Consider the following 15547-nt stretch of genomic DNA (forward strand, 5'->3'; position numbering starts at 1 on the left):
TCGGCGAGCGCTTTCGGAAATGATGCCCAGTAGTCCTTTTACACCCGTCGGTGAACCACACTGTTATGATTTCGAGAACGGACGTGTTCGAGGATTCGTGGCCCCCCACCGAACTCCCGAACCGAAACGACGAACTCGAGCATCTCTCCCGTCGGCTCGGCCCCACGACGCGTGGGTTAGAAGGCGACGACGTCCTGATCTACGGCGGGAGCGGTGTCGGGAAAACCGCCACGACGCGGCACTTCCTCAGCCGGAAGCTGCCGGACTACGCCGACGTCGCCTGGGCCCAGATCAGCTGCGGCGACAAGACGCGAAATATCCTCCTCAAAGAAGCGGCGGCAGAACACCCCGACGACGTCACCGTCCAACTGAACTGGCGGCCGTCCCGACTGAAGGCGGCCCTCGAGCGCGTCGTCGACGGCGAGCCGTACATCCTGGTCCTCGACGAGGCCGACTCGATCGCCGACCACGAGATCCTTGCCGACCTGGCGGATGTCGAGGGGGTCTCCGTGATCGTCATCGCCCACGACCGGACCGAGTGGCTCGGCCATCTCAACAACGCCGTCATCGGATCCTTCGGAATCGACTCAACGATACGGTTCAACCCCTACAGCACAGACGAACTCGTGGAGATCCTCGAGCCGCGGATCCGATTGGGGCTGGACTACGATGCGTTCAGCCGCGACCAACTCAAGCGGATCGCGAAGGAAACCGAGGGGGTCGCCCGCTACGGGATCAAGGCGGTGTGGGCCGCCGCGGAGATCGCCAAGGAGCGCGGCCACGACACGGTCACCGACGCCGACGTCGACGACTGTTTCGACCGCGCGATGGCGAAGATGCGCGAGTCGAATCTGGCGAGTCTCTCCTATACTCACCGGGCGCTCTACGAGCTGGTCCGCCGGCTCGGGCCGACCGTCTACAACTCGAAGTTGAAGAGTATCTGGCGGGCCCACCGCGAGGAGATCTACGCCGATCGCCACCGGGAGCCCGTGACGTGGCGGCACGCGCGTAACTATCTGGAGAAGCTCGAGAAATACGATCTGCTCGTGCGCAAGGGGAGAACGCAGAACCGCCGATGTGTGGTCACCGATCCCGACCTCGAGGCCACGGTCGATCTCGACTTCGTGTTTCTGGCGGCTTAATCAGCTGTCGCCGCTTTCGCTACCGCCTTCGGATTTCCCTCGAGGTCAACCCCTTCTCGCTCCGCCTTTTCTTCCATCGCTTCCCGGATCCAGTCAGCCAACGACATCCCCTGGCCAGCCGCGTGGGCACGGAGTTTGTTGTACTTCTCCTCTTCAACCCGTGCCGCGGCTTGCTTCTTATCGCTGCTCATACCGGAGGTGTACGAATGCATGATACATTAGTGTTATTGATATAGAGGTGCCTAGCACCTTTGCATTAGAGTTATGTAGGTGTAGCGTTATAGAATCACTCGTGACGACAGAGACTGAAGCGCCGGACGGCTCTAAGTGGACCACAATTACGGTCACGAAGGAGTTCCGAAATCGGCTCCGGTCCATGAAGCGAGGTCAAGAGTCGTATACAGAACTGCTCGAGCGGATGGCTGAGCAGTTCGATTCCGATGAGAACCAGTAGGCGGACGCATAGCTCGTCAACTAAATTGCAGTGAGCCGGGTGTCACCAGCGCCCGACTCGACGAAAGGTCAGAGGTACGCATGATCCACAACACGACGTTCGGATATCGTAATGCGGCGGCTACAGCGGCCAGCGCTGCTGGTAGCACGCGATTACCGCGTCGTGGCCTTTCGGAAATGAGGCAGGATACTTTTAGTGCGTATCGAGACCAACAGCAGAATCAACCACTCGCGGCCACCGCCGGAGCGCGCCAAGGTACCAACTTTCGCGCCCCGGCTGTCCGCGGGTCACGAACGAAGACCACGCCGGGAGGTCGATCGCTCCCGGCATCAGACGTGACCATGAACACGAACGAAGACCACGACGAAAACGCTAACGGATCGAACAGTACCAACACCCTTCCCGGAGTCGTCCGCGGTTCCCTCGAGCGCATCGAGGGCGGCGAGATCGACGAGACGGCCGCACTCGTTCGTCGCCTCGAGGTCGCCCAGCGCTTCGACGACGCCGAGGCCAAGGCCGACACGCCCGAGCTGCTCGAGGGTGGTCCGATGCAGGGCGCACACCGCTACTGCATCGAGGGCGACAGCGAGGAGGCGTGGCTCGCGAGCAACTATACTGTCCCCATCGGGTTCGACGGAGGTGACGGCCGATGACGCTCCGCGACCTCGAGGAGATCGACGTCACGCTCGAGCAGTCGTTGATGCGGAGCGGCGATGAGGAAGTCGTCCGATGGACTGCGACGGCCGACACCGACGACGAGGAAGCGAAGGTCGCCGCCGATTCGCCGGCCGAAGCGCTCCGGATGCTCGCCGACGAACTCGAAGACGACACGGCGGACGGTGAGTTGACGGATCACGAGGACATGATCGAGATCCTCGAAGCCGCTCCGGACGGGGCCGCCCTAGTCGCAGTCGACGATCTCACCGATCCGAACCCGCAACTTCATACGCGACTCTACGGCCCTGATTCCGAGGATAACGTGCTGCGTCGGTATGTCGCGCACATGACGGCGCGGTGTCTCGGTGAACACTACCCATACGAGTTCAAACACGGGGCGATCATCGCCTCTGGTGGTCAGTGGAGTCCCCCTGGAGCGGGGTACACGAACCCGGTGAGGGAGTTCGAGCGCCGGTTCGAGGACAACGGAGGCGATTCGGCATGATCGCCGGCCAGCTGGCGCTCCTCCAGGAGCCCGCCGCCGAGCCCCTCGAGAACCACCACGACCAGACTGGGCGCGCTCTGCAGGTCGAGGAGACCCAGACCTACCTCGACGAGGACCTCACGATCCAGTCGGGGCTGGTCGCCGGCGAGGTTCCGAAAGAGGACGAACGCGTCCTCCTGGACGGCCACGAGATCGAGACCGAGACGTGGACGGTCACCCGCCGCGTCGCCAGCGAGTGGGTCGCCGACGTCGACGGCGAGGGCTGGATCCTCGCCGAACGCACGCACACGAGTGACCTCGAACACGAACCCGACTGGCCGTTCAACGAGTTCTCGAAGCTGGCCGGCCCGGAGATCGCGCCGGTCCGGCTCAAGCCGTGGGAGTTCGTCCGCCGGCAGCGCGACGAGGGACGGACGTGGACGGTCGAGATGACCACCCACGAATCCAACCTCGACGATACCACGATCGAGTGGGGCAACGGCGCGCTCAAGTCGAAAGCGGTCAACTCCGACGTCGGCGTCGCACTGACGACGTTCTGGAACGACGTCCACGTCCGGCTGGTCATCTACTCGAGCGGGTACCTCGCCATCTGGGAGCCCGCCGAGATGAAGCCCGAGCTGCTCGGCCGGTTCATCCACGAGGAGATCGTCCCGATCGCGACGTTTGCCGACGACGTCGAAGTCGAAGAGGACGAAGAGGCCGAACAGCAGACGCTCGAGGACAGCGGGGCGGAAGCATGACCGCGCGCTACGAGGTCATCGGGAAGGTCGACCGCTCAGTCGCAGGATCGTTCACGGCCGATCCCGACCTGATCCTCGTCGACGACGGCGACGAGGAACTCCTGATCGCCGAACCGGCGAGTGATGACGATGAGTAGCTGCTCGACCTGCGGCGGCCGGGACTACCTCTGCCAGCAGTGCAAGATGGACGAACTTGAGAACCGTCTCGGCCTCCCGTCGGATCACTTCGACGCTGACGCCGGGATCGTCTGCTGGGTTCAGGACGTCGACGAAACCTGGCACGCCTCGATGTACTTCGAGGACACGCGTCACGTCGCGGCCTGTGGTGAGATCCTCGAGACGCCGGTCGCGGACGTTCGCGAGGATCCGCGCCGACTCGCCGAGGTCCACACCTGCGACGACTGCGAGGCCGCCCTCGAGGCCGACGACGAGGAGACCGTCCCCGACGGCGGCGAGTTCGAGCGTGCAAGCAAGCTGCTGGCCGACGGCGGCGAGGTCGACGTCTACCAGTGGGTCCTCGAGAACGTCCACGAGTATCCCGCCGGGACCGATCCCCGCTGGGGCTCTCGAGGCAACCTCGTCTACGAGGGACGGAAGCTCGACGGCGTCAGCAAAGAGGACGTCCAGAAGGCGATCGCCCGCGCGGTCGACAACGAGGACCTCATCTCGTGGCACGGGCTGCTGGCCCGCGCCGAGGTCGACCGACTTCGAGAGATTACTCGTGCCGAACATGAGGACCACGACATCACGCGGGGGATCCTCGTCGGGAAGTGCAACAAGCTGATCGCGAAGAAAAAGAAGGCCGACGGCACCGAGTCCGCGGCCGCGACCAACGGTGGTGAAGCGGCGTGACGGGCGGCTCGTACCGGATCGGCTGCGACGACTGCGGGGCCGAGATCCGCGCGTCGGCGGAGTACTGTCCCAACTGCGGCGAGCGCCAGTCGTGGTTCTCCGACGACGAGAACGAGGATGACACCGAGGGCAACCTCGAGGAAGTCTTCCGCCGCGAGACGATCACCGAGGCCGGCGACGGCGGCCTCCTGGTCGGTGAGCGCGAGTTCGTCGATCGCGTCGACGACGTCTGCTCCGAACTCGAGGCGCTCCGCGAGGGGGCCGACGATCCCCGAGTCAAGGAGGAGCTGCAGACCGCAGTCGGCGCCGTCTGGCGGGCGTCGGTCCTCCAGCGAGTCGCGGAGAACGACGATATCCGGATGGCCGCTGATACAGGACCCGAGGCGACGCCCGTCCGCGGGTCTGTGCCAACCGGTTTCACACGCGACGGAGGTGGGGAGGATGTCTGAGGCGGCCACCGCCAACGACGTCGTCGACACGCTGCTGTCGGTCCACAAAGGCAACCAGCTTGTACTCGAGGCCGAAGGGTACGAGTGGGCATCGCCGTTCGAGGTCACCGAGGTCGACGAGGTACTGTTCGAAGCGCCGAACGGCGGTGTCTGGAAAGCCCGCCGCGTCACGCTCGCGTCGACGGCCAAACGAGGCTCCGACCGGGAGTTCGACGTCTACCCCGCTGCACCGGCCCCGAATGTCGGGCCCGGCTACGGTCGTCTCGTCAACGCCAACCTCGTCGACGAAGATACCGGCACCTCCACCGAGGACACACCCACCAGTGATATCGACTCTGAGTCAGAGGCAGAGACCGATGTCCTCGAGGAGGACGCCGCGGACGACGCGCCGGCCGACGCCGGCGACGACGTCCAGGACGAGATCGACGCCGAAGAGGTCACCGTCGACGCCGTCGGCGATGAAGAGACGTTCGAGTGTGACTGCGGCCAGACGTTCGAGAGCCAGCAGGCGCTGCAAGGCCACGGCCCGAACAGCTGCGAGGGTGGCGACGACGAGAGTGTTGCGCTACCGGATGGTGTCACCGAAGACGACGTCGACGAACTGACCAGCGGCGGGATCGAGATCGGCGACCTCGCCGAGGAACTCGACGTCCACCGTAACGAGGCTCGGTTGATCGCCCACCAGCTCGGTTTCTACAAGCGCGTCCGCGAGGTGTGGCGTGATCGCGAGCGTGCCCAACTCGACCCTCGCCTCGGTGGGCTCCTCGTCGTCGCCCTCGGGCTCGTCACGATCGGCCTGCTCGCAGTCGGGGTGACGCTGCAATGAGCATCGTCGAGACTGACGAGATCGACGTGACGCCGACGCCGCGCTACGAGGACCTCGAGGTCGATCCGCACTTCCCGGAGCGCTGGACCGAGCGATCGCCGCGGCAACAGCTGAACCCGAAGGTCGCGTGGCTCGAGGCGATCCCGGTCGACTACCCGTCGGCGTCACCGCCGGCGGAGTGTACCCGTTATCACGAGGTTACGGAGATGCTCCTGCTGGCCGAGCCCAACGGCCGGCTCGTGACCTGCATCCCGCTGGAGGATCGCCCGCACGACGAACAGCAGTACATCCGTTCGCAGGTGACTGACCTATGACGGTTGCATATAGCGAGAAGAAGTTTATGGACACTCAGATATCCGCGTCGATGAAGACCTGCCGAAGGAACGCCTCACGTTCACGCTGTGATTCCGGCAGATCGACATGTACGGCGTCAGCAGCGTCTTCGATGGCCAACCCCAACTGGACGAGGTCTTGGACCCGTTCCGACCGATTGTCGCCGTATTCGAGCGGTTCCTCGACGCGTTCAGCGAGGTCATCGTCCATCGAGACCCCGAATTTCGTCGTCATGAGTGAGGGGTATGCACGGTACACTATAAACCGAGGTGGTCTCGCGTGACGGTCGGTATCGTCGACTGTCAGCACTGTGGTGCGGCGACGCCGCTCGAGGACATCGTCTCGAACGGCGACGCTTGCCCCAAGTGTGGAACGGCGATCAACCCCGACGCGCCGGTGACGGTCCCGACCGAACTGGTCGAAGGGAACTGGGACAAAGTCCACGGCAACGACTACGAGCCGATCGACGGTGTCGACTTCGGCCGCGACGAGATCTCGGAGCCGGATCGAGACGTCGAGGCGATCACGGAGACGCTGTCTACGGTCGGACCAGGGGATGTCGTCGCGATCGATATCGGAGCGGCTGAGGCCCACGCTGAGGCGCCGCTGTACGTCCTCCGGCATGAACGCGATGTGGCTGGGTTCGCACACCGGATCAACCTCGTCGAGAAGCCACGAGAGGACAGCTGGACGCGGCTCTACATCACCGCCCTCGGCGATCCCGATCTCGATCCGTGGGAAGTCGTCTCGGCGCCGTACAACCTTGCCAACAACACTGCGGACATGCGCGACTTCGCATCGAACGGGTGGGTTGTGTCCGCCCGAGAGGCGGGTAACGAGCCCGGAACCGTTCCCACGAACCCCGACCGCAACGGAGGCGATACCCGATGACACTCATTCACGTCAACGACGACACTCTGCTGGAAGCTCACGAACAGTCCAACAACGACTCCCTCGAGGAGACGATCGACCAGGCGCTCGAACTCTTCGCCGAACTCGAGAACGCTGAGGAGATGATCGACCTCGAGAACGATCGCGAGGAGGTCGCAGCATGATCGCGACCACTATCACAAATCGGAGACGAGACACCTCGAAATACCTCCATGCACAGTGTACCAATCAGGCGCCGATTCGACTCCATATAGTGCATGGTACACACCCGAATCGCAAGACGGGATCCGATTTCGCCGGTTCCGAAAGTAGGCCTACAATCAGAGATAAATTCACTTAGCTCTAATAATGGGTAGATTGAAGGTCGCGGCGTCTGACGGGTGGGGTATGGGTGATTCGACGGATACGTCTCGGGCTGCTGTCAAGACCTACGTCCCGGCCTACCAGAAATCGGAGTGGCAATCCCACGCCGACGACCTCGATATGAGCCAGAGTGAGTTCGTCCGGACCATGGTCCAGGCCGGACGAAAGGGGTTCGACCCCGAGCCGAACGCCACAGCGGAACCCGATTCATCCGGCTCTGACCCTGGGGGTAACGCCCTCGAAACACAGGTCCTCGAGTTACTGGAATCCGACACGTACTCTTGGGACGAACTGCTCGAGGCAGTCGCCGACGACATCGAGTCGCGACTGGACGAGACCCTCGAGGAGTTACAGGCGGACAACCGGATTCGATACAGCGGTCGCCACGGCGGATACACGGTCGTCGACGGTGATGGCGATGGCGACTGAGCCGACCGCCGAGGCCCCCGAGGACGTGACCGACCCCATCGCGTACTTCCTCGACGACCAACGGTATCACGGCAAGAGCGAGCGTACTCTCGAGGCCTACGACCGGGTGTTGCGCCGGTTCGAGTCCTTTCTCGTCGAGCGGTTCGATACCGAGGCGACCGGCGCGGCGGGGCGTCGGGAGTGTATGGCCTGGATTCACTCGCTGCGCGGCGAGTTCGAATCCAGTACGATCGCGACCTACGCCTCCTATCTCAACCGGTTTTACGAGTACATGACCCGCGTCGGTGTCTTCGACGACAACCCGATGGCACTGGTCATGGAGGAGCTGTCCGAATCGATCGAGACGAACCCCACGCGGCGGGACATCTCGATCGCCGAAATGCGGTCGTTCGTCGACGGGATCGCCCACCCGCTCGAGCGGGCCGTCGTCGTCACCCTCTTGAAGACCGGGATGCGGGTCGGCGAGCTGTGCAACCTCGATCTGCGGGATCTCCACCTCGAGACGCCCCCAGTCGACCTCGAGTGGACCCCGCGGGTCGGCCTCGAGCAGCGGCCGGCGTCGCTGTTCGTGTCGTCGGAGCCGGCCCGCGCCACCACGGTCAACGGCGAGGAGCGGACGGCCTCGAACAAGCGAAAGCGCGAGACGGTCGTCCCCGTCGACGAGGAACTTCGCCGGGTCCTGTGTGAGTGGCTGGCGATCCGACCGGACGCGGTCTCGCCGGCGCGACCGCTCTTTCTCGACACTCGCGATTCCTGGGGCCAGCGGCTCACGCCGTCGGACGTCCGCTATCTCGTCGAGAAACACGCTCGAGAACGAGGCTGGTACCGAACCGGCGGCGGTACCGAGGAGAACGTGACGCCACACTACTTCCGGCATTTCTTCACGACCCACCTGCGGGACCGGACCGGCGACCGGGGGATCGTCCAGTATCTCCGGGGCGACGTCGCCGGCGACGTGATCGACACCTACACCCACAACTGGGGCGATCGGGTCCGCGAGACGTACCTCGACAGTATCTACACGGTGACGCAGTGACTGTCAGTGCGACGCGTTTGACGGGTCACATCGACGCTCGCGGCGGATGGCGATACACCGTTTCACTCGCGTCTCCACTCGTTCCGGCTCCGTTTACTCCGGGCTGACTCAAGATCTGTGTTGCATAGCCGACTCATGAATCCTATATCGCTATACTAATTGTCCCCGTCCGTTCGAAACGACGACCCACTCACCAATCGAACAGCTAGTCGCCGCCATCGAGCCGTCGGCTTCCGTGTAGCGACGGCTCGAGCGCTCTCAGATCGGCGCCGAGTAACGTGGCCGGCTCCGATTTAGTGACCGACGGCGAGTTCGGTCTCGAGGTCGCCGCCGTTCAACAACGAGCGGACGAACGCGACCGTTTCGGTCGTCTCCGCGGTGTTTTCCAGCAACACGGTTTCACTGGGGAATAGCTGCTCGCCGAGCAGGAGGCCGTGATCGCGTGCGGTCGAGCCGGTCACGGTCAGGTAGACGCCGAGGCCCGTCTCCGCGATCGCCGCCTCCTCTTCGCGACCCTCTTCCGGGTAGCGAAACTCGATGCCCTCGAGCGCTCGGGTTCCAAGCACTGCCTGGACGAGCCGTTCGTATCGCGGTTCGATACAGAGCGGTCCTTGGTACGCCTCGAGGAAGTCCCGATCGAGCGAGCCCTCGGACGGTGCGACTTCGGGCGTCGCCAGCAGCGTATGATAGACGGTATCGCCCATTCCGGTGACGACCTGCACGTCGGTATCCGAGGGGTTGATCCGGGCGTTGATGTCGGCGATCCGGTTCAGCGGCTCCGCTCGGAGTTCGACGACCTCCTCGAGGACCAGATCGGCGCTGTCGAACCCGAGGGCGAACTCGTGAGTCCGGAGCGACCGGAACGGTTCCTCGCGACCCACGAGTTGGATCGCCGCGCCGTCGGGTGCGCTCTCGACGTGGGAAAGCGGGATCGTGACGCTATCGAAGACGATCCGACGGGGCTTGCCGGCGCGGTCGTCACGCAAGAGCGTGTATTCGGGCGCGGTCGGATCGTCGACGGTGCTGTAGGCGGCGAGACGATGGTAAACGTCCTCCTCGTCGGGGTCGATCGTCCCCTTCGTGAGCGCCTTTTCGTGGCGAAGCGTCGACGTGATATCGTCCGCGAGGTCGGGAACGTCGAGCCGGTCGGCCAGCCGGTCCAGTACCGACTCGAGCGGTCGTCCCTTTCGCGGCACAGCGATCGGTATCGTCTCGCCCATCGAGCGACTGTCGACCGGCGACGGATAAACGAGTTGTGTTTCCGAGGCGAGACGCCGTCAGTCCGAGAACATCGACCCGAGCTGGTCGCGCCACTCCTGAATGTCGGTCACGTCCGCACGCACCGTCTCGACGTCGTCCGCGAGGTCCTCGATATCGTCCTCGAGATCCTCGACGTCGTCTTCGACTGACTCCACGTCATCCTCGACCCCGTCGACATCGTCTTCAAGCTCCTCGACATCGTCCTCGATTGATTCCACGTCGTCCTCCACGGTTTCGAGATCGTCCGCAACCGTCTCGACCTCGTCGTCGACGGACTCGACGTCGGCTTCCACGTCCGCGAGGTCGGCCTCGAGGCCCTCGACGTCGTCGTCGACGGCGTTTACCTCCGACTGGAGATCGCCGTTCCAGTCGCTGAGATCGTCGACGTCCGCGGCGACCTCGTCGACTCGCGAGGTGGTCCCCTCGAGTCGGTCGTCGACGGACTCGATCTCGGCTTCCAGTGCTTCGAGATCGGACTGGAGATCCTCGATGAGCTGTGCCCCCGTCCCGTTCTCCTCGAGGAACGTCTCGAGGGCGTCGGTGTAGGCGGCCACTTCCTCGACACGGGACTGGAGGTGATCGACTTTCGCGATCTCGGCACCCGTGGGCTCGACGTCGAGTTCGGCACGGATCGCCTCGAGATCGTCGTCGTCGACGTTGCCTTCGCGGATCTCGGTCGCGAGCCGTGTGGCGACGGAGCCGGTGAACTCCGGTGCCGGATTCGGGGCGGCGTCGGCCGTCGCGGCGGCGTCCTCGACCGGTGGCTCGTCTTCGATCCCGGCCGTCACACCGGCCTCATCGGCTGTCGAGTCGGCGTCGACCTCGGGCTCGGATTCGGTGGCCGGCTGCGTATCGGGCTCCGGCTGGGACTCCGCCTCGAGATCGGTGTCGTCGGTCGCTTCGCCGTCGGGTTCCTCATCCGTGTCCGCCTCGAGGTCACTGTCGGCAGTGGTTTCAGTGTCGGACTCAGCAAGGGATTCGTCGTCGGCCGCTTCGGAGTCCGGTTCCGCGTCGGCTTCCGCAGACGCCTCGAGCGCGTCGTCGGATTCCTCGGCGGCCGTGGCTTCGTCGCCGTCGTCACTCGCCGTCTCGTCGGCTTCGGTCGCAACGTCGGGCTCGGACGGGTCAGCATCGTCCGCCGCCAGATCGATTTCGGGCGCGTCGCCGGCATCGTCTTCCTCGGCCACATCGTCAGCGTCGCCTTCGTCGGCATCGTCGTCGATGTCGAGTTCGATCGCGGCGTCGTCGTCGGCTGCCGTCTCGTCGTCGGCTTCGGCAGCCGCTTCGGTCGCGGTGTCGGCCGCAGGGCTCGAGTCGTCGGCCTCGTCGCCGAGATCGAGATCGACGCTGGGCTCGTCCGATCCGTCCGCCGTATCGTCTTCGTCCGCCTCGCTATCGATCTCGAGGTCCTCGTCGGTCCCTATCTCGATCCCGCCCTCGTCGGCCCCGATCGAAAGGCCGGCATCGTCGTCAGCAGCCGTGTCCTCGTCGGGCTCGGGGATCTCCTCGTCGTCGAAGCCGAGATCGATATCCGGCGTTTCCTCCGTCTCCTCGTCATCGTCCGTATCGGCCGTCTCCGGCTCGGGATCGACGTTCTCGAGGTCGAGGTCTAGCCCCGCCGACTCGTCGTCCTCCGCCTCGGCGTCGGTGGATTCGGCGTCGGTTTCGGCGGCCGTTGTGGTCGTCTCGTCGGCCACGTTCTCCGCTTCGTCCTCGAGTCCCGGTACCGAGTCGGAATCGCCGGAGATCATGTCCTTGACGGCCTGATTGCGGTCCTCCGAGACGATGTTGCCGATGACTTCGTCGTCGACCTCGTCGGCCGTGTCGGCGGCGTCGTCGCGGGCGCTGAGATCGGCGATCGCGGGCTCCCCGAGAAACGCCGTCGCGAGGCTCTCGTCCTCGAGTTGGATACCGTAGACAGTCAGGAGCGTCTCGTCGGGCTCGAGGGTGGCCGTGAACTCGACGTGGTGGTCCTGATAGGCAGTCCACTCGTCGCTGTGATAGTCGGGATGGAACCCGACCTTGTCCATCGGGAACGATTCGGGGATGTCCTCGGAGAGTTGGAACGTGACCGGCTCGTCGCGGTCCGATTCGATCTCGAACCGGATCGCGGGGACGGGGAACTCGTCCGCTGCGAACGTCTTCCGGACGGTTACCCCATCGGCACTGACCTCGATCACGTCGTCCGTATCGGCGGTGCTACTCATATGAGACCAACGTTACCATACCATTATTATAAAACGTGCGGACGGTCCGACGCCTGGTTTCCCCAGCTCAGAGGTCGACGCGATCGCCGATCTCGACGATCTCGAGGTCCCGCGGGGAGTCGAAGCTTCGGGCGTGGTGGTGCAGCGTCGTCGGGTCGGCGGTCAGCCCCTTCCACATGTCCCAGTGGCTCGGGAGCAGCCGGTCGGCGTCGATGGCGGCGGCGCACTCGATGAGCTGGTTCTCGTCGTTGTACCAGCGGGTCCGTTTCGGCTCGCGGGTCTGCTTGTCCGGAATTCGGCCGATGGTGCCGAAAGCGAGCGCCGCGAGGTCGATATCGTACTCGTCGCCGAGGCGTTCGAACTCGTCGGTCGGTTTCGTATCGCCGCCGTGGAAGAAGGTGCCCGCGTCGTGGTCGATCACGTAGCTCACGGGGTGGGTCGCGTCGGGGTCGTTTGCCACCTCGACGTGGACAGTGAACTCGCCGATCTCGAGCGTGTCGCCCTCGGCGACTTCGGTCAGTTGCTCGTCCGAAACGTCCCAGTCGTCCGTCCAGGCCTCCTCCTCGCGGGCGACGGCGACGCTGTCATCCGGGCCGTAGAAGGTCGCACCCGTCGCCTCGAGGATCGGGGCCTGACTCGCCCCGTGAACGTGGTCGGTGTGTTCGTGGGTCGCGAGGACGGCGTCGGCGGCCGCGACGTCCGCGGGATCGAACGGGACCGGAATCATCCGGATCGTCCGTGGCGGATCCCCCAGGCCGAGATAGGGGTCGATGAAGACCGTCGTTCCCTCGCTGCCTTTCAGAACGAAGCCGTTACAGCCGAGATACCAGATCGCCACGCCGTCGGGGGTCGCGTCCGCGACGTCGCGAACGAGCCAGTCGTCCCAGTCGCTTTCGATCATACTCGAGGATGCGGACAGCGACCCGGTAAGTGTTGTCGTCTCGGCCGATGGAGCGTCCGCTATCGGATCGGGTTCGACGACCGCGAGAGACAGTCAGAGAGACGGACGGGCGGGGTATCGGCGGACGTGATCGGACACGGTTAGAGCGGGAACGGCGAGCGGCGGGCGTCCGGCGCCGCATCGGCGTCGGTACTGGCGGTCTCGATCGCCGGCGTCCCGTCGGTGGATCGAACCCACTCGGTGCGAACGCGCGGATGGCCCTCATAGGAGACCCGACCCGATTCGTCGTCGTAGCCGATCAGCGTGGCCTCGTGCAACAGCGGCAGGTGGACGTGAACGAGGGCGGTACGGACCTCGTCGACGCGGTCCTGTGGTACCTCGTGCCCGACTGCGTCGGCCTCCGCGGCCGCCACGGCCCGAGCGAGCGCCGCCGTCGTGACGGGCTGGTACCGATCGCCGAGTATCGCGAGGGTCCGTCGCCTGCGTTCGTCGGCGAGGGCCTCGAAGAGGGCATCGAGGGTGGTCGCCTCGAGGTCGCGGTTCGAGCCCGAGAGCGCTTCCGCGAACACGGTGTCGTCCAGCAGTTGCTCGTCGGGGACCCGAACGACGTCGTCGTCGTCCGTCTCGAGCAGTCCCGCGTCCGTCAGCCGCGGGAGCAGCTTGTGGTGGAGTTCGACGAGCGCCCGCTGCTGGTCGTCCGCCGAGACGTTGTGGCGGCGTGTATCCGCTGTTACTGCCGCGAACTCGGCCGCAAGATCGTCTTTCCCGATCCCGTCCGGCGATCGCTCGTGAACGAGCCGGAGGAGCGTTCGTCGACGAGCGTCGGCGAGGGCGGCGAAGCGATCGGTGTGACCGGCGGCCGCGGATCCGCTCGAGGCTGAGTTACTCATCGACTACTGGTCGGGGACTAACGGGCAAAAGGGTGCTTCCAAACAGATTTGGAATCAGTCCCTCATTATGGCCACTTTGCTTTACATTACACCATATATTGCTATTTAGTGCTGTACGTAGCGAGCTTTTTCGAAGGTAGCAAAACGAATGTCTATCACACAGTATTGTCAGACGAGCCTGAAACACGCCGACGCTGTACGGAGACAGAGGAAAAAGCGTTACCAGGTGCCGTGGAACGTGTCGAAGGAGAGTTCGTCCAGGGGCTTGTTGCCGACCGCGATCTCGTACTCGCCGGGCGTGAGCATCGGCTTGTGGAACTGCGGGCCGTCGTCGGTCGTGATCCGCGGACAGCCGGTGTTGACGAACGCGTCCATGTCGAAGTTCCGCAGGCGGTCCGGCGTCACCTCGTCCATCGTGATGAGGTAGGCGTCGTCGTTATCCTCGAGGATCTCCTGGGCCTGCTCCCAGCGGCCCTGCCCGATCTTGGTACAGAAGATGACGCCCCACTTCTCGGCGTCCATCGCGCGGTGGACGGCACCGTAGCGCTGTTTCATGAACTTCTCCGTGTCGGCGACGGTGACGACGTTGTTGACGGGGTCGGCGATGACAACGTGCTTGTCGGGATACTCCATCGCCAATCCGAGCGGGTGGAACTTGCCGCCGCCGACGTAGAGGACCTGATCCGCAGGGACGTCCGCGCTCGCGTAGTTACAGCCCAGGACCTGTCCCTCGTGGGTTAGCCGGTCGTCGCCGCGGCGGCTGTGGACCTCGTAACCCCGCTCCTCGAGGAAGGCAGCCATCTCCTCGTAGCGATTCATGTGCTGGGCGGTCGTCACGAGACCGACGTCTTCGGTCTCTTCCGGCGGCTCGAGGGTGTCGAGCGCGTCCTCCATGATCGGCGTGACCTCGACGTTCGAGAACAGCGGCACGTAGATCACCTTGTCCGTGTCCTTCATCGGCGAGTGGCCGAAGTGAACGAACACGTCGGTGCGTTTCATCAGATAGGTGTCGAGGTCGCAGGCACCGTAACAGGGCTGGCCCGAGAGCATGAACGTCACGTCGTCGTCGGCCAGCTCCCGGAGGTCGTCGGCGACGGACGGCCCTCGTCGTTTCAGTCCCTCGGGGAACTGCAGGCCGACCTTCGTGGCGTCTCGCTCCTCGATCGCGTCGACGATCGTCTCGAGTTCGTAGTCCCACTCCCGGTCGTGCTTGAGCTGCATTCCGGTGTTCCGGAGGTCCCCTTCAGTGTACTCCGACTCCTGACTCATTAGCACTGCTTGCGCCCACGAACGTATAACGCCGACGCTTCTGGTGGACCGGCTTACGACCGCTTGCGGACCCCCTCGGCTCGAGCGGGCTCGCCGTACGTGCAGGTCCCGAACGCGGCCCGGAAGTCCTCGCCGTCGAAGCCATCGAGCAACGCGTCCACCGTCCCGAGCAGTTCCTCGAGACGGTTCCCGTCCGATGTGTCGCGGTCGGTGTCGGTCCCGCATTCTCGGGAGCGTCGCCGGCCGCGAGAGCCGCGCATTCGTCGATCAGCTCGTCATAGCGGACCCGACACAGCAGTCGATCGACGGTCTCACACAGTGTGGCGTTCGAAACCGGTTCGGT

At 64.5% G+C, this 15547-nt stretch carries 21 protein-coding genes; 13 read left to right on the forward strand and 8 right to left on the reverse strand.

Annotated features, from left to right (window positions below):
* Nucleotides 1–65: 65 nt before the first annotated feature.
* The gene (locus tag NP511_RS20925; protein WP_049964237.1) at nt 66–1142 is read left to right on the forward strand and encodes a Cdc6/Cdc18 family protein; all 1077 of its coding nucleotides are present in this window, start codon (nt 66–68) and stop codon (nt 1140–1142) included.
* Here the strand turns inward: NP511_RS20925 and NP511_RS20930 are convergent.
* The gene (locus tag NP511_RS20930; RefSeq protein WP_049964238.1) at nt 1139–1333 is read right to left on the reverse strand and encodes a hypothetical protein; all 195 of its coding nucleotides are present in this window, start codon (nt 1331–1333) and stop codon (nt 1139–1141) included. The genes NP511_RS20925 and NP511_RS20930 overlap by 4 nt on opposite strands.
* A gap of 604 nt (nt 1334–1937) precedes the next feature.
* Between NP511_RS20930 and NP511_RS20935 the strand changes: the two genes are divergently transcribed.
* Genes NP511_RS20935 through NP511_RS20970 form a run of 8 tightly spaced genes read left to right on the forward strand, consistent with a single transcriptional unit; the run spans nt 1938 to nt 5939 of the window.
* Nucleotides 1938–2249: a hypothetical protein gene (locus tag NP511_RS20935; protein WP_049964239.1), complete on the forward strand. Its 312-nt coding sequence runs from the start codon at nt 1938–1940 to the stop codon at nt 2247–2249.
* Nucleotides 2246–2758 carry a hypothetical protein gene (locus NP511_RS20940; RefSeq protein ID WP_049964240.1) on the forward strand — a complete coding sequence of 171 codons (513 nt, stop codon included), beginning with the start codon at nt 2246–2248 and terminating at the stop codon, nt 2756–2758. Before NP511_RS20935 ends, NP511_RS20940 begins: the two co-directional genes overlap by 4 nt.
* Complete coding sequence (locus tag NP511_RS20945; protein ID WP_049964241.1) at nt 2755–3498, forward strand: hypothetical protein; 744 nt, start codon at nt 2755–2757, stop codon at nt 3496–3498. Before NP511_RS20940 ends, NP511_RS20945 begins: the two co-directional genes overlap by 4 nt.
* Nucleotides 3495–3635, forward strand: a complete 141-nt coding sequence (locus tag NP511_RS20950) for a hypothetical protein (protein ID WP_158413743.1) — start codon at nt 3495–3497, stop codon at nt 3633–3635. Before NP511_RS20945 ends, NP511_RS20950 begins: the two co-directional genes overlap by 4 nt.
* Nucleotides 3628–4350, forward strand: a complete 723-nt coding sequence (locus NP511_RS20955; protein WP_136396926.1) for a hypothetical protein — start codon at nt 3628–3630, stop codon at nt 4348–4350. The genes NP511_RS20950 and NP511_RS20955 overlap by 8 nt, the downstream gene beginning before the upstream one ends.
* A complete protein-coding gene (locus NP511_RS20960; protein WP_049964243.1) occupies nt 4347–4799 on the forward strand; it encodes a zinc ribbon domain-containing protein in 453 nt (150 codons plus the stop codon). The genes NP511_RS20955 and NP511_RS20960 overlap by 4 nt, the downstream gene beginning before the upstream one ends.
* Entirely contained in the window at nt 4792–5625 is an 834-nt protein-coding gene (locus NP511_RS20965) for a C2H2-type zinc finger protein (protein WP_049964244.1), read from the forward strand. The genes NP511_RS20960 and NP511_RS20965 overlap by 8 nt, the downstream gene beginning before the upstream one ends.
* Nucleotides 5622–5939, forward strand: a complete 318-nt coding sequence (locus NP511_RS20970; protein ID WP_049964245.1) for a hypothetical protein — start codon at nt 5622–5624, stop codon at nt 5937–5939. Before NP511_RS20965 ends, NP511_RS20970 begins: the two co-directional genes overlap by 4 nt.
* A gap of 34 nt (nt 5940–5973) precedes the next feature.
* Here NP511_RS20970 and NP511_RS20975 read toward each other — a convergent pair whose 3' ends face one another.
* Complete coding sequence (locus tag NP511_RS20975) at nt 5974–6192, reverse strand: hypothetical protein (RefSeq protein WP_049964246.1); 219 nt, start codon at nt 6190–6192, stop codon at nt 5974–5976.
* A gap of 45 nt (nt 6193–6237) precedes the next feature.
* Here NP511_RS20975 and NP511_RS20980 point away from each other — a divergent pair, with 45 nt between their 5' ends.
* The 4 genes from NP511_RS20980 to NP511_RS20995 all read left to right on the forward strand — a co-directional run bounded on the left by NP511_RS20980 (nt 6238) and on the right by NP511_RS20995 (nt 8677).
* A complete protein-coding gene (locus tag NP511_RS20980) occupies nt 6238–6849 on the forward strand; it encodes a zinc ribbon domain-containing protein (RefSeq protein ID WP_049964247.1) in 612 nt (203 codons plus the stop codon).
* Nucleotides 6846–7013: a hypothetical protein gene (locus tag NP511_RS20985; RefSeq protein ID WP_158413744.1), complete on the forward strand. Its 168-nt coding sequence runs from the start codon at nt 6846–6848 to the stop codon at nt 7011–7013. The genes NP511_RS20980 and NP511_RS20985 overlap by 4 nt, the downstream gene beginning before the upstream one ends.
* Before the next feature lie 223 nt (nt 7014–7236).
* Complete coding sequence (locus tag NP511_RS20990) at nt 7237–7641, forward strand: DUF5805 domain-containing protein (RefSeq protein WP_049964248.1); 405 nt, start codon at nt 7237–7239, stop codon at nt 7639–7641.
* The gene (locus tag NP511_RS20995; protein WP_049964553.1) at nt 7631–8677 is read left to right on the forward strand and encodes a tyrosine-type recombinase/integrase; all 1047 of its coding nucleotides are present in this window, start codon (nt 7631–7633) and stop codon (nt 8675–8677) included. Before NP511_RS20990 ends, NP511_RS20995 begins: the two co-directional genes overlap by 11 nt.
* Before the next feature lie 293 nt (nt 8678–8970).
* Here NP511_RS20995 and NP511_RS21000 read toward each other — a convergent pair whose 3' ends face one another.
* From NP511_RS21000 to NP511_RS21025, 6 genes are all read right to left on the reverse strand, one after another.
* Entirely contained in the window at nt 8971–9897 is a 927-nt protein-coding gene (locus tag NP511_RS21000; protein ID WP_006648718.1) for a phosphoribosyltransferase HisG-related protein, read from the reverse strand.
* A 57-nt stretch (nt 9898–9954) separates the two neighbouring features.
* A complete protein-coding gene (locus tag NP511_RS21005) occupies nt 9955–12144 on the reverse strand; it encodes a midas domain-containing protein (protein WP_049964249.1) in 2190 nt (729 codons plus the stop codon).
* 67 nt (nt 12145–12211) lie between these two features.
* Nucleotides 12212–13045, reverse strand: a complete 834-nt coding sequence (locus tag NP511_RS21010; protein WP_049964250.1) for an MBL fold metallo-hydrolase — start codon at nt 13043–13045, stop codon at nt 12212–12214.
* Nucleotides 13046–13185: 140 nt separating this feature from the next.
* Complete coding sequence (locus tag NP511_RS21015; protein ID WP_084158213.1) at nt 13186–13935, reverse strand: DUF7344 domain-containing protein; 750 nt, start codon at nt 13933–13935, stop codon at nt 13186–13188.
* A gap of 219 nt (nt 13936–14154) precedes the next feature.
* Nucleotides 14155–15204, reverse strand: coding sequence for a diphthamide biosynthesis enzyme Dph2 (gene dph2 / locus NP511_RS21020; protein WP_006648721.1), 1050 nt, complete (start codon nt 15202–15204; stop codon nt 14155–14157).
* Between the two features lie 53 nt (nt 15205–15257).
* Nucleotides 15258–15464: a hypothetical protein gene (locus tag NP511_RS21025; RefSeq protein WP_233274291.1), complete on the reverse strand. Its 207-nt coding sequence runs from the start codon at nt 15462–15464 to the stop codon at nt 15258–15260.
* Nucleotides 15465–15547: the final 83 nt, after the last annotated feature.

The organism is Natrinema thermotolerans, assembly GCF_031165565.1.
Taxonomy (GTDB): Archaea; Halobacteriota; Halobacteria; order Halobacteriales; family Natrialbaceae; genus Natrinema; species Natrinema thermotolerans.

What these genes read in the sequence shown, in the direction of transcription:
- NP511_RS20925 (WP_049964237.1), top strand. Translation starts at nt 66, where the DNA reads ATGATTTCGAGAACGGACGTGTTCGAGGATTCGTGGCCCCCCACCGAA.
- NP511_RS20995 (WP_049964553.1), top strand. Translation starts at nt 7,631, where the DNA reads ATGGCGACTGAGCCGACCGCCGAGGCCCCCGAGGACGTGACCGACCCC.
- NP511_RS20970 (WP_049964245.1), top strand. Translation starts at nt 5,622, where the DNA reads ATGAGCATCGTCGAGACTGACGAGATCGACGTGACGCCGACGCCGCGC.
- NP511_RS21005 (WP_049964249.1), bottom strand. Translation starts at nt 12,144, where the DNA reads ATGAGTAGCACCGCCGATACGGACGACGTGATCGAGGTCAGTGCCGAT.
- NP511_RS21025 (WP_233274291.1), bottom strand. Translation starts at nt 15,464, where the DNA reads ATGCGCGGCTCTCGCGGCCGGCGACGCTCCCGAGAATGCGGGACCGAC.
- dph2 (WP_006648721.1), bottom strand. Translation starts at nt 15,204, where the DNA reads ATGAGTCAGGAGTCGGAGTACACTGAAGGGGACCTCCGGAACACCGGA.
- NP511_RS20935 (WP_049964239.1), top strand. Translation starts at nt 1,938, where the DNA reads ATGAACACGAACGAAGACCACGACGAAAACGCTAACGGATCGAACAGT.
- NP511_RS20985 (WP_158413744.1), top strand. Translation starts at nt 6,846, where the DNA reads ATGACACTCATTCACGTCAACGACGACACTCTGCTGGAAGCTCACGAA.
- NP511_RS21010 (WP_049964250.1), bottom strand. Translation starts at nt 13,045, where the DNA reads ATGATCGAAAGCGACTGGGACGACTGGCTCGTTCGCGACGTCGCGGAC.
- NP511_RS20950 (WP_158413743.1), top strand. Translation starts at nt 3,495, where the DNA reads ATGACCGCGCGCTACGAGGTCATCGGGAAGGTCGACCGCTCAGTCGCA.
- NP511_RS21000 (WP_006648718.1), bottom strand. Translation starts at nt 9,897, where the DNA reads ATGGGCGAGACGATACCGATCGCTGTGCCGCGAAAGGGACGACCGCTC.
- NP511_RS20965 (WP_049964244.1), top strand. Translation starts at nt 4,792, where the DNA reads ATGTCTGAGGCGGCCACCGCCAACGACGTCGTCGACACGCTGCTGTCG.
- NP511_RS20930 (WP_049964238.1), bottom strand. Translation starts at nt 1,333, where the DNA reads ATGAGCAGCGATAAGAAGCAAGCCGCGGCACGGGTTGAAGAGGAGAAG.
- NP511_RS20940 (WP_049964240.1), top strand. Translation starts at nt 2,246, where the DNA reads ATGACGCTCCGCGACCTCGAGGAGATCGACGTCACGCTCGAGCAGTCG.
- NP511_RS20975 (WP_049964246.1), bottom strand. Translation starts at nt 6,192, where the DNA reads ATGACGACGAAATTCGGGGTCTCGATGGACGATGACCTCGCTGAACGC.
- NP511_RS21015 (WP_084158213.1), bottom strand. Translation starts at nt 13,935, where the DNA reads ATGAGTAACTCAGCCTCGAGCGGATCCGCGGCCGCCGGTCACACCGAT.
- NP511_RS20955 (WP_136396926.1), top strand. Translation starts at nt 3,628, where the DNA reads ATGAGTAGCTGCTCGACCTGCGGCGGCCGGGACTACCTCTGCCAGCAG.
- NP511_RS20945 (WP_049964241.1), top strand. Translation starts at nt 2,755, where the DNA reads ATGATCGCCGGCCAGCTGGCGCTCCTCCAGGAGCCCGCCGCCGAGCCC.
- NP511_RS20990 (WP_049964248.1), top strand. Translation starts at nt 7,237, where the DNA reads ATGGGTGATTCGACGGATACGTCTCGGGCTGCTGTCAAGACCTACGTC.